Raw genomic sequence first — 11,578 nt, forward strand, 5'->3', positions numbered from 1 at the left:
CATGAAAACCCCCATGCTCTCCTGGTTTGGCATCATCCGGCTCGGGCTGGTTCAGACCGGCCTCGGTGCGGTCGTGGTGCTTACGACGTCGACGCTTAATCGCGTGATGGTCATCGAACTGGCGATGCCCGCAATCCTGCCGGGCGCGCTGGTTGCAATTCACTATGTGCTTCAGGTGTTTCGGCCGGCGTGGGGGCATGGCTCCGATCTAGGGGCTCGGCGCACGCCTTGGATTGTAGGCGGCATGGCGGTTCTCGTGACAGGGGGGCTGCTTGCTTCTGTCGCCACGGCCTGGATGGGGACGCATCCGCTGTTCGGCGTTGCGCTCGCCGTCGTTGCCTTCTGTCTGATTGGTGCGGGCGTCGGCGCCGCCGGCACGTCGCTGTTGGTGTTACTGGCCAAGCGGACCGATGAAACGCGCCGCTCGGCGGCGGCCACGCTGGTCTGGATTATGATGATTGCGGGTTTTATCATCACGACGGGCATTGCCGGTCAGATGCTGGATCCGTTCTCGCCGTTAAGACTCGTGATTGTCTCGGGATCCGTCTCTGTCGCAGCGATGGCGCTGACCCTGATCGGTGTCTGGGGCGTCGAGCCGCGCGAAGCCGTCGTCATCGCCAAACCGTTCGCGCAAAGAGTGCCTTCACGACAAAAAGTGCCTTCACGAGAAGGCTCATTCCGCGATGCCTTCATGGAAGTATGGGCTGAGCCGAAGGCGCGGCGGTTCGCGGTTTTCGTGTTCGTCTCGATGCTGGCCTATAGCGCGCAGGATCTGATCCTCGAACCTTTCGCTGGCGGGGTATTTGGCTTTACGCCAGGCGAAACCACAAAGCTGTCCGGCCTGCAGCACGGCGGCACGCTGATTGGAATGGCGTTGGTCCCGATCATTGGCGCGCTTTATCCGCGTTCGCGCGGCAATTTGCAGATTTGGACCCTCGGCGGCTGTCTGGCGTCTGCGGTCGCATTATTATGTTTGGCGGCCGCAGCCGTCGTCGGGCCGTCCTGGCCGCTGCGGGAAACCGTGTTCATGCTTGGCGTGACCAACGGCGCCTATGCAGTTGCCGCGATCGGATCGATGATGGCGCTGGTCAGCGCGGGCGGCGAAAAGCGCGAGGGCGTGCGCATGGGTCTATGGGGCGCGGCGCAGGCATTCGCGTTCGGCATTGGCGGCTTTCTCGGAACACTTGCCAGCGATATTGCGCACTATCTTTTGGCATCGCCAAGCTTGTCCTACGCCATAGTCTTTGCGTCCGAGGCCGGGCTGTTCGTGGTCGCGGCCGTCATGGCGGTTTGGGTTCATCGTGCGCAAGGACGTGCGGACAGGCATGGGGCGCTGCCCATCCTGCCGGCCAATGCGATTGCGGGAGGAGCAAGATGACGACATCTTCCGAAACGTTCGATGCGCTGGTCGTCGGTGGAGGTCCCTCCGGCGCGACCGCGGCGCACGACCTCGCCAAGCTTGGACGCAAGGTGCTGTTGCTCGACCGAGCCGGGCGCATCAAACCCTGCGGCGGCGCGATTCCGCCGCGACTGATCCGCGATTTCGAGATTCCCGACGATCTGCTCGTCGCCCGTGTCAACGCCGCGCGCATGGTGTCACCATCGGACAAACGCGTGGACATGCCGATCGATGGCGGATTCGTCGGCATGGTCGATCGCGATATGTTCGATGAATGGCTCCGCGTGCGCGCCGCTCAAGCCGGTGCGATCAGGCGAACCGGCCTGTTCAAACGTTTCGAACACGACATCGCGGGGCTCACCGTCGTGCACTATGAAGAACGCGCGGCCGACGGAACCGTGACGGCGAAAACCGTTAAAACGCGCGCATTGGTCGGTGCGGACGGGGCGTTATCAGCTGTGGCGCGGCAGTGTCTGCCCGGCGCCGACCGGTTACCCTATGTGTTTGCCTATCACGAGATCGTCCGCTCGCCGCCGGTGGATTCCAGTTTCGATGGCAGACGCTGCGACGTCTATTATCGAGCTACCGTGTCCCCGGATTTTTACGGTTGGATATTTCCTCATGGAGATACGGTCAGCGTCGGCACCGGTTCGGCCTGCAAAGGGTTTTCCTTGCGGGACTCCGTTGGCGGGCTCCGTGCCGCGGCCGGATTGGGTAGCACCGAAACCATTCGCCGCGAAGGCGCGCCGATCCCGCTGCATCCATTGCCGCGCTGGGACGACGGACACAGCGTTCTACTCGCCGGCGATGCCGCCGGGGTGGTAGCGCCGGCGTCCGGAGAGGGGATTTACTACGCCATGATCGGAGGGCGGCTGTCCGCCGAGGCGGTTCATGAATTCCTTGAAACCGGCAATGCCAAAGCGCTGCGCAAGGCGCGGAAGCGCTTCATGAGGATGCATGGAATCGTGTTCTGGATACTGGGTGTGATGCAGTGGTACTGGTATTCCAATGATCGTCGCCGCGAGCGTTTTGTCAGTATCTGCAGAGATCGCGACGTTCAGAGGCTGACATGGGATGCCTATATGAATAAGGAACTCGTGCGAGCCAAGCCGATCGCGCATGTCAGGATATTCTTCAAGAACCTCGCTCACATGGCCGGTTTGGCTTCGGCATAATGGTCGCGCGGGACAGTTTCTGGAAACCTGTCCTGACGGCAGCCGCCGTTGCTATTTTTATCGGCGCTTTGGGCGGCACGCTGACCGATACCGGAATTTGGTATCAAAGCCTCCTGAAACCCTCATGGCAGCCTCCGGACTGGCTGTTTGGTCCCGCCTGGACGGTTATTTTCGCGCTGGCGACCATGTCCGCAGTTTACGCCTGGCGTAACGCAGACACTCGTGTGCAACGCGAATGGGTCATCGGGCTCTTTGCGTTGAATGGATTTCTCAACGTGCTCTGGAGCTTGTTGTTCTTTGCGTTGAGGCGACCGGATTGGGCGCTGGTCGAGGTCGTCTTTCTCTGGCTGTCGATCCTGCTGCCGATCACTGTGTTCTGGCGCTTTGCGAAAGCAGCGAGCCTCTATCTGCTGCCTTACCTGCTGTGGGTCTCATTCGCCGCGTTTCTCAATCTGACGGTTGTCCGATTGAATGGGCCATTTTCGTAACCCGAAGTATCGCCCCGATTGACGCCGGCATTTGATGGTGAACGATGGCCGAACTATTCGCGAGCGGACGCCTTGTCGAACTGATCCTTATGATCGTGGCGATCGAGGCGGCGTTGTTGCTGATCTTCTGGAGATCGACGGGCCGCGGCATTTCGCCAGGGGACCTGCTACCCAATCTATGCGCCGGTGCGTTTCTGTTACTCGCATTGCGCCTGTCGCTCGGCGGCGCCGGCTGGGAGTTGTGTTGTGGCAGCCTGGCGGGCGCCGGTGCGTTTCATCTGGTCGATCTCAATCGTCGCTGGCGCCCATAGCGCCAACGACGATTGGAACTTTCGTCAGCGGGCTCTAGTTCTTCTTTTCGGAGAACGTGTCGATATAAGCGATCACGTCCTTGCGCTGTTGCTCGTCGGCGAGATGAAACGTCATTTTGGTGACGCCGGTGGCGAGTTCGGGTTTGCCTTTGTCAGTGAGAAATTTCTTCAGGAACGCGTTGGGATCCGGCAGATACTGCATGATCAGATCGTTCGTCCAAACGAGTCCGTTTTCCCCGGCAGCTTTGTTAAGTGCTGAATAGGCGAAGCCAGGCGCAGTGCCTGACTGCCGGCCGATCACCCCAGTCAGCACCGGGCCGATCAGGTTCTTGGCATCGGGTCCGATGCGGTGACAGGTCATGCACTGTTTGAAGACCTGTTCGCCCTTGGCGGCATCCTGGGCGGAGGCGCTCGAGAAGGTCACGGCCGTTGCAAGACACGCTATAACGAAGGAATGTTTGGTAACCACGTCGCTCTCCTGACTTTTCGCGTCGTATTTGGGCTCGATCGTAAAGATACTTTGACAGTTAAAAATATCAAACTCAGTTGTCGTTTTTTAAGTATCTTTGGGCAAGGGCCTGCCTTAATTGCCCTGCCAAAGCTGAGTTTGGCACACCGTCAACGGTGGCCCCGCACCCGTGTTCCCGTTATTGTAAAGTTTATTTGACGGTCAAATCCCTTAAAAGAAAGACATTTCTTGACTTTAGAGGATAGCTCTGCGCAATCCTGTAGACAGTGTCAGGTTTGGTTGGCGTATTGCTTGCATAATCAGTGACAAGCCATCACATGCCGGTGGTTCGATGTCCCGGCGAAAACAGACGAATATAGAAGGCTGAAATGGCCGCCATACCGACAATGCAACCTGACGTCACCTTGCTTCTGGATATGGAGGGTGTAATCCGCGAGGCGACCCTGTCGCCGGCCATGCAGGGCGAAAGCGTCGATGGCTGGCTCGGCCGTCCGTGGGTCGAAATCGCCGGCGACGTCGGTGGCGACAAGGTCAAGCGCATGGTCGAGGATGCGCGCGCAAGCGGGATCTCCGCCTTCCGCCAGATCAATCAGCGTTTTCCGAGCGGTCTCGAAATCCCGATCGAATTCACGACCGTTCTGCTTGGTGGCAGGGCTGGGATGCTTGCGATCGGCAAGAACCTGCAGGCGGTGGCTGAATTGCAGTCACGCCTGATTGCCGCGCAGCAGACCATGGAGCGAGATTACTGGAAGCTTCGCGAGATCGAGACTCGATATCGCCTGGTTTTCGACGCCTCCGACGAAGCCGTTGTGATCGTATCGCCGGCCAATTTGCGTATCGTCGAGGCCAATCGCTCCGCGGTGGAGGCGCTGAACTCGTCACGGCGCCGCAACGAAGATCTGGCCGGTCGCGAGTTCCTTCATGAGGTCGCGTCCGAAGACCGGGAAGCTGTTCGCGAAATGCTCAACCGCGTGCGCGAGCGCGGCAAGGCGCTCAGCATCCTTGTCCATCTCGGACCGGACGCGAAATCGTGGATGCTTCGCGGGTCATTGATCGCGTCCGATCCCGGGCACGTATTTTTGCTGCAGTTTACGGCTGCTGCGAATGCGCCCGTCGAACGCGAACAGGACGCCGGTTCGACCATTGAGAACTTGATCGATCGATTGCCCGATGGCTTTGTGGCGTTGGACGAGACTGGCGTTATTCAACACGCCAACCAGGCTTTCCTCGATCTGGTTCAGATCGGATCGAAAGGGTCGGCGATCGGCGAGTCGTTGGGGCGATGGCTTTGGCAGCCGGGCGCGGATTTGAACGCGCTGCTCGCCAATGTCGAGCGGCACGGGACGGTAAGGCTTTTCACCACGACGGTGCGCGGCGAACTCGGAACCGATACCGAAATTGAAATTTCTGCAGCGCAAAATGACAACGAAGAACGAAAGCATATCGGCGTGCTGCTTCGGAATGTGGCACGCAGGCTGCCCGTTTACGGTGAAGGCGACTTGCTGCGCACCGCGCTCGGCTCGGCCAGCGAGCAGATCGGCAAGTCGTCGCTGCGTAAACTGGTTAAGAACGCGGTTAGCATTGTCGAGCAGCATTATGTGAAACAGGCGCTTGAACTGGCAAAGGGCAACCGGACTGCAACCGCCGAACTATTGGGATTGAGCCGACAGAGCCTTTATGCAAAGCTCAACCTATACGGCCTGGATGACAAAGGGCCGGATTCCGAGGAACCCACCGAGGACTGAATTGGCGTCCAATTCCCTCGCGACCCCAGCGTTCGGAAAAGCCGATCTTTCGAATTGCGAACGGGAAGAGATTCATCTCGCAGGCTCCATTCAGCCGCACGGCGCGCTGTTGGTTGTCAGCGAACCCGATCACAAAGTTATCCAGGCCAGCGCCAACGCAGCCGCGTTTCTGAACCTCAGGCAGGTTGTTGGAATGCAGTTGGCCGATCTCGATGGCGATCTGTTGCTGCGTATTTTGCCGCACCTGGACCCAACCTCGCAGGGCATGCCGATCGCCGTGCGCTGCCGCATCGGCAATCCATCAGCGGAATTTGACGGATTGCTGCATCGGCCACCGGAAGGCGGCCTCGTCATCGAACTCGAGCGCGCGGGTCCTTCGGTCGATCTGTCACGGCAGATTGCAAGCGCATTGGATAAAATACGTGCTGCTTCGACGCTTCGCACGCTTTGCGACGACACCGCGACCCTGTTTCAGGAACGCACCGGTTATGACCGGGTAATGGTGTATCGGTTCGACGACGAAGGTCACGGCGAGGTTTTTTCCGAGCGCCGCAAGCCGGAGCTGGAGGCCTATCTCGGCAATTGGTATCCGGCGTCCGATATTCCTCAGATGGCGCGCCGGCTGTATGAGCGAACGCGCGTTCGCGTACTGGTCGATGTCAGCTACGAACCCGTACCGCTACAGCCGCGACTTTCGCCGCAAACTGGGCGTGATCTCGACATGTCGCTCTGTTTTCTGCGCAGCATGTCGCCTATTCACCTACAATACCTGAAGAATATGGGTGTAGGCGCGACGCTAGTCGTCTCGCTGGTGGTTGGCGGCAAGTTGTGGGGATTGGTGGCGTGCCACCACTATGAGCCGCGCTTCATCCACTTTGAGCTGCGCGCGGTATGCGAGCTTCTCGCCGAAGCGATAGCCACTCGAATTGCCGCGCTTGAAAGCTTTGCGCAAAGCCAGTCGGAGCTGTTCGTTCAACGCCTTGAGCAGCGCATGATCGAGGCAATCTCGCGCGAAGGCGATTGGCGCGCGGCGATTTTCGACAGCTCGCAATCGATCCTGCAGCCGCTCGGCGCGAGCGGAAGCGCGCTGATCTACGAAGGTCAGGTGATTACCACCGGTGAGGTTCCCAGCACCCAGGAGATACGTGAGATCGGAGCTTGGCTGGATGCAAGGCCGCGGCAATCGGTCTTTGCCACCGCGTCACTGGGAACCGATGTCCCGGAATTCGCTCCGATTATCAAGGAGGCGAGCGGAATCGTCGTCACACCGATTTCGGACAATCCGGGTGAGTTTCTCATCTGGTTTCGCCCCGAACGTATCCGGACAGTTACTTGGGGCGGCGACCCGTTATCGCCGGTCGTGATCGGCGATAACCCGGCCGATCTGTCGCCGCGTCGCTCATTTGCGCAGTGGCACCAACTGGTTGAAGGCACGTCTGAATCCTGGACGCCACCTGATCTCGCGGCGGCTCGCCTCATCGGCCAGTCGGTCGCCGATATCGTCCTGCAGTCGCGCGCGGTCCGGACTTTGATCGCGCAGAATCAGCTCGAACAATTCAGCAGTCAGATCAGGATTTCAGAGCAGCCGGTCATCATTGCGGATATCGAAGGCAAGATCCTGTTGATGAATGAAGCTTTCAGGATCTTGCTGCCGAAGGACGATCTTGTACTCCCGCATCTGAAGGATCTCTCGGCGGCCTTTCGTGACCCTGATGATTTCACTCGGAATCTCAACGAACTCCTTATCCATCGCCGCGCTTGGCGCGGTGAACTGTTGTTACGCAGCGAAGGCAATCGCGAAAAACCGCTGATGATCCGCGCCGAACCGGTGGAGCCTTCGCGAGATCGTGTGCTTGGCTTCGTGCTGATCTTTTCCGACATCACGGATCGCAAGGCGGCCGAAGCGGCACGTAGCCGGTTTCAGGAAGGGATTATCAAGAGCCACCGCATCAACAGTGTTCGGCTCGATTCAAAGACCGACCTTGTCTATCAAAACCTGCTTTCGTCAGTGGTGGAGAACGCGCAGCTTGCGGCCCTGGAAATTACCTATGGCGTCGAGACGGGCCGTATAGCAGAGATGCTTGAGAGCGTGCGTAACTCAACTCTCAGGACGGCCGAGGTATTGGAGCATTTAATTTGGCACTCGTCGCGCACTTCCGGCGCCAACGATTCCAAGAAGTAAATGCGTCGCGCTGTCCTTCCGATTTATCCCGGGGCGTTGGCGGCCGGATGCAGCGCTGCCTGCACTGCGCAAGATAAGTCGATATTGAGCGTAAAGGCGAGTGCGCCTTCCTCAATCACGTTGGTAGGATCGCTCGCTAAACTGCCGGCGCGGTCGAGAGCTTCGCGATATGCGGCCTTGAGCGCTGCGAGATCGGGATACTTCGGAAAATCATAGAACGATAATTCAGCAGGCCGCAGGTCCAGCGATCGCGCAAGTAGCCGTTGCAGGATCAATCCGCCGCTGAGATCTCCGAGGTACCGCGTATAGGCATGCGCGATCAACCGCGAACCATTGCCTTTCACGGCTTCCGCTATGCGGCGGGCATAATTGCCGCCGGCGGGTAGTAGCGGAACGTCGTGATGCCAGGCGTGGCCACAAAGGACGACGAGATCTGACTCGATCGCGGGCGCGCGATCAAGCCGGTAACGCGCGAGGGCGCCGATTCCAGGTGTTTTAAGATGGCGCGCAAGACCTTGTTCCATCGCTCGATAAGCGGGCAGAAGATTTCGCAGCAGCAAGATGTAACCGTCACGAGTTGCACTACCGCGCAGCAGTTCGCGAATAATTCCGGTGCGCTCGGCTTCGACATGAAGGGCTTTGGTACGGAGATATAGTGCTGTGACGACGCTGGATGGCAAAGAACCGTCCGCCATGGCAACCGTCATGTCTGCATTCTCCAATGGGTCTTCCCTTTAAGTCTTTTGCCGCTTCTTCCCGGCATCATCGCTGCGCTGTCTTTGAAAGCCAAGCGTCAACAACGCCCACCGGCTATTTTTTCTTGTGTTCGATAAGGTTGCGCGCCTGTTGCGGTGCGATCGTCGCGTCAAGCGACATCATATCGGCGCCCATGGATGCCACGAGACCGGGATCGCGTGCCATCATCGGACCGCCGAGCATGATGCCGACGTTCTTGTTGCGCGAGTCGCGGCGGATATCACGAATGCCCTGCTTGAGCTCTTCGAGTCGGCGATCGCTGCTGACCGAGAAGCCGACGACGTCAAACCAATGATTGTGCACAAGGGAAGTCAGCTCCTGGTGAGATGAAAACGGCCCAGTGCACAAATTCCAGCCGGCCCGGCGGAAGAATTCTGCGACCATCGACAATCCGAAGCTGTGCTGCTCGCCCGGAATCGTCGTCAGCAGCGCCGATTCGCCGCCGTCGGACGGACTTCCCTGCTCGAAAAAGGCCTCGCCAAGTTGACGCATGATGAGCTGCAAGCGGCCGACGCCGAGCGTCACATTTGCAAAATCCGTCGCGTCGGATTCCCAGAGTACGCCGAGATGCCTCGCGGTCGGTGCCAGCAAGTCGATAAACACCGATTCCACCGACATACCCTGAGTCAGTACCTCCTGTACAAACGCGAACGCTGCGACGTCCCTATCGCCCAATACCAGCGCTGCAAACTGCACGATTGCGCTGGGACTTTCCTGCTTGGCAGGTTCTGGAGCTTTCGGCGTGCTGCGAAGAGCAAGCACGATCTTCGGAATGATCCGCGTTCGGAGGGTGCGAACGACGCTGATCGGCTGCAGCGCCGGTCGGAATCGCCAGATCGGTTCAGGAGGCTCGGTATTTTGCGGACGGGCCGCTTGCGCAACGGCGCTGTCGGTATTGATGCCGGCTGAGAAGGATTGCTCGTTCACATCGGTCATTTTTCACTCCCCCCACTATTAGGTCCCTCGCGCTTAAAACCGTCAATATCAATTTACGTATAGTTTAGTTGACAGTTTTGAGAACGAAGTCTAGCCTTCTTGTCATCGGCCCCGCACATAGGGAGTGGCGCGGTGCATCTTCGAGTAGTCGTAAATCGAGATTTTGCCCTTTACGGCGCCCAATCGCCGGAAGCTGCTCGTTTTCCCCAGCCGACATCGCATCACTGCGACGAAAGACTGTCAAATAATCTTTACAGTCTGAGAGAGGAATCCGTCGCTGCGCCTGCGAAAACGATTTCAGCAGCCGAGCGTGGGAAATTCCGGGTCTCGACGACAGCGCAACCACTTAAGGCACTGTATACGTCAGAACAGCGCCGTCGCCGCGACGCAACAAAGTGGACCCTGGTGCAAGGGATTCTGGCGCCAATTCAGTTCGCCGTCTTCCTCGTCAGCCTGTTTCTGGTCGCGCGCTATCTCACAACTGGCGAAGGATTTGCGGCTGCGACGTCGTCCATCGTCCTCAAGACACTCCTGCTTTATGCGATCATGGTCACCGGCTCGATTTGGGAGCGGGAAGTCTTCGGCTGCTATTTGTTTGCGCCAGCTTTCTTTTGGGAAGACGTTTTCAGCTTCCTCGTGCTGGGCTTGCACACAGCTTACCTGGTCGCGCTATTCGCAGGCTTCGGCACTCCGCGCCAGCAGATGCTGCTCGCACTGGCCGCCTACGCATCGTACTTCATCAACGCAACCCAGTTCATCTTGAAGCTGCGCGCCGCACGCCGGGATGAGCGGATCGCGTTGCCAGGGGCTTCTTCCACTTCGGGGAGCCAGGCATGAACGCGCCTCTACATGGATGTGCGGTCGGCACGGAGATCGCGCCCAGACCGGTCCGGCGTGAGAGCGGCCAACGTGAAGTGTTCTGCGGCCTGACCGGTATCGTCTGGCTGCATCGTAAGATCCAGGACGCCTTCTTCCTTGTGGTGGGATCGCGCACCTGTGCGCATCTGATCCAGTCCGCCGCCGGCGTTATGATCTTTGCCGAGCCAAGGTTTGCGACTGCGATCATGGAAGAAAAAGATCTCGCAGGGCTCGCTGACGCCAATGATGAACTCGACCGAATCGTCACGCAACTGATCGCGCGGCGTCCGGACATCCGCTTGCTGTTCCTGGTCGGCTCCTGTCCTTCCGAGGTAATCAAGTTGGATTTGTCGCGCGCCGCGTTACGGCTGTCGCAAAAATTTTCGCCGGGGGTGCGCATACTCAACTACTCCGGCAGCGGAATCGAGACAACATTCACGCAAGGCGAGGATGCATGTCTCGCCTCGCTCGTTCCGACGGCCCCCTGCCTTGGAACGAGCGAGGACCAACTTCTTGTAGTGGGAGTCTTGGCCGATGTGGTCGAGGACCAGTTCGTCAGGATGTTTGACGCGCTGGGCATCGGTCCAGTCAGCTTTCTGCCGCCGCGCAATTCACTCACGCTTCCTGCTGTTGGACCGAACACCAAATTCCTGCTGGCGCAACCGTTTCTGGCGGACACGGCGCGAGCATTGGAAGACCGGGGCGCAACTCGCATTGCCGCACCGTTCCCGCTCGGCGTCGAGGGAACGACCGCATGGTTGCGGGCCGCCGCAAGCGCCTTTGGCGTCGATAGCTCGCTGTTCGAAGGAATAACGCTGCCATTTCGCGCCCGCGCCGAACGTGCGTTGACGCACTATCGTGCCGAACTCGCCGGCCGCAGCGTTTTCCTGTTTCCGGATTCGCAGCTCGAAGTTCCATTGGCGCGGTTCCTGTCGCGCGAATTGTCGATGCAGCTTGTGGAAGTTGGCACGCCCTATCTTCATCGAGAACATCTTTTCGAAGAACTCAAGCTGCTGCCGGCAGATGTAGCGATAACCGAAGGGCAAGATGTCGATCTGCAGCTCGATCGCTGCCGCGCCGCGCGGCCTGATCTCGTGGTGTGTGGGCTCGGGCTCGCCAATCCGCTGGAAGCTGAGGGCTTGACCACAAAATGGTCGATCGAACTCGTGTTCACCCCGATCCAGGGCTACGAGCAGGCGTCTGACCTTGCCGAGCTGTTTGCACGTCCGCTCGTGCGCCGCGCGAAACTGGTGGCCTGA

11 protein-coding genes are annotated in these 11,578 nt (G+C 59.0%); 8 read left to right on the forward strand and 3 right to left on the reverse strand.

The genetic code is table 11. From position 1 onward, the window contains the following. Position 1 precedes the first annotated feature (1 nt). From ABSE61_RS05320 to ABSE61_RS05335, 4 genes are read left to right on the forward strand one after another with little or no spacing between them, the layout of a single operon-like run. Positions 2–1,378, forward strand: coding sequence for a BCD family MFS transporter (locus ABSE61_RS05320; protein WP_423870033.1), 1,377 nt, complete (start codon positions 2–4; stop codon positions 1,376–1,378). Next, positions 1,375–2,574, forward strand: coding sequence for a geranylgeranyl diphosphate reductase (locus ABSE61_RS05325; RefSeq protein WP_423870034.1), 1,200 nt, complete (start codon positions 1,375–1,377; stop codon positions 2,572–2,574). The genes ABSE61_RS05320 and ABSE61_RS05325 overlap by 4 nt, the downstream gene beginning before the upstream one ends. After that, a complete protein-coding gene (locus tag ABSE61_RS05330) occupies positions 2,574–3,062 on the forward strand; it encodes a TspO/MBR family protein (protein ID WP_423870035.1) in 489 nt (162 codons plus the stop codon). The genes ABSE61_RS05325 and ABSE61_RS05330 overlap by 1 nt, the downstream gene beginning before the upstream one ends. A 44-nt stretch (positions 3,063–3,106) precedes the next feature. Then, positions 3,107–3,373 (forward strand): hypothetical protein, encoded by a 267-nt coding sequence (locus ABSE61_RS05335; protein ID WP_423870036.1) that lies wholly within the window; start codon positions 3,107–3,109, stop codon positions 3,371–3,373. Positions 3,374–3,407: 34 nt separating this feature from the next. Here the strand turns inward: ABSE61_RS05335 and ABSE61_RS05340 are convergent, their stop codons facing one another. Then, complete coding sequence (locus ABSE61_RS05340) at positions 3,408–3,842, reverse strand: c-type cytochrome (RefSeq protein WP_423870037.1); 435 nt, start codon at positions 3,840–3,842, stop codon at positions 3,408–3,410. Positions 3,843–4,210: 368 nt separating this feature from the next. On the opposite strand from ABSE61_RS05340, the gene ppsR reads away from it, so the two are divergent. Both ppsR and ABSE61_RS05350 read left to right on the forward strand, forming a co-directional pair. After that, complete coding sequence (ppsR, locus tag ABSE61_RS05345) at positions 4,211–5,587, forward strand: transcriptional regulator PpsR (RefSeq protein ID WP_423870038.1); 1,377 nt, start codon at positions 4,211–4,213, stop codon at positions 5,585–5,587. A 1-nt stretch (position 5,588) separates the two neighbouring features. After that, positions 5,589–7,769 (forward strand): GAF domain-containing protein, encoded by a 2,181-nt coding sequence (locus tag ABSE61_RS05350; protein WP_423870039.1) that lies wholly within the window; start codon positions 5,589–5,591, stop codon positions 7,767–7,769. Positions 7,770–7,792: 23 nt separating this feature from the next. On the opposite strand, the gene ABSE61_RS05355 is transcribed toward ABSE61_RS05350, so the two are convergent. Together ABSE61_RS05355 and ABSE61_RS05360 are read right to left on the reverse strand one after the other, a co-directional pair. Then, positions 7,793–8,476, reverse strand: coding sequence for a biliverdin-producing heme oxygenase (locus tag ABSE61_RS05355; protein ID WP_423870040.1), 684 nt, complete (start codon positions 8,474–8,476; stop codon positions 7,793–7,795). A 103-nt stretch (positions 8,477–8,579) separates the two neighbouring features. Beyond that, positions 8,580–9,461: a cobalamin B12-binding domain-containing protein gene (locus ABSE61_RS05360; RefSeq protein WP_423870041.1), complete on the reverse strand. Its 882-nt coding sequence runs from the start codon at positions 9,459–9,461 to the stop codon at positions 8,580–8,582. Between the two features lie 294 nt (positions 9,462–9,755). Between ABSE61_RS05360 and bchF the strand changes: the two genes are divergently transcribed. Both bchF and ABSE61_RS05370 read left to right on the forward strand, forming a co-directional pair. Beyond that, entirely contained in the window at positions 9,756–10,298 is a 543-nt protein-coding gene (gene bchF, locus ABSE61_RS05365; protein ID WP_423870159.1) for a 2-vinyl bacteriochlorophyllide hydratase, read from the forward strand. Continuing rightward, the gene (locus ABSE61_RS05370) at positions 10,295–11,578 is read left to right on the forward strand and encodes a ferredoxin:protochlorophyllide reductase (ATP-dependent) subunit N (RefSeq protein ID WP_423870042.1); all 1,284 of its coding nucleotides are present in this window, start codon (positions 10,295–10,297) and stop codon (positions 11,576–11,578) included. Before bchF ends, ABSE61_RS05370 begins: the two co-directional genes overlap by 4 nt.

The sequence above is a fragment of the Bradyrhizobium sp. genome (assembly GCF_049519115.1).
Lineage (GTDB): Bacteria > Pseudomonadota > Alphaproteobacteria > Rhizobiales > Xanthobacteraceae > Bradyrhizobium.

Bases quoted from the DNA above. Each gene is read 5' to 3' on its own strand.
- ABSE61_RS05320 (WP_423870033.1), top strand. From the start codon at position 2: ATGAAAACCCCCATGCTCTCCTGGTTTGGCATCATCCGGCTCGGGCTG.
- ABSE61_RS05325 (WP_423870034.1), top strand. From the start codon at position 1,375: ATGACGACATCTTCCGAAACGTTCGATGCGCTGGTCGTCGGTGGAGGT.
- ABSE61_RS05330 (WP_423870035.1), top strand. From the start codon at position 2,574: ATGGTCGCGCGGGACAGTTTCTGGAAACCTGTCCTGACGGCAGCCGCC.
- ABSE61_RS05335 (WP_423870036.1), top strand. From the start codon at position 3,107: ATGGCCGAACTATTCGCGAGCGGACGCCTTGTCGAACTGATCCTTATG.
- ppsR (WP_423870038.1), top strand. From the start codon at position 4,211: ATGGCCGCCATACCGACAATGCAACCTGACGTCACCTTGCTTCTGGAT.
- ABSE61_RS05355 (WP_423870040.1), bottom strand. From the start codon at position 8,476: ATGACGGTTGCCATGGCGGACGGTTCTTTGCCATCCAGCGTCGTCACA.
- ABSE61_RS05360 (WP_423870041.1), bottom strand. From the start codon at position 9,461: ATGACCGATGTGAACGAGCAATCCTTCTCAGCCGGCATCAATACCGAC.
- ABSE61_RS05370 (WP_423870042.1), top strand. From the start codon at position 10,295: ATGAACGCGCCTCTACATGGATGTGCGGTCGGCACGGAGATCGCGCCC.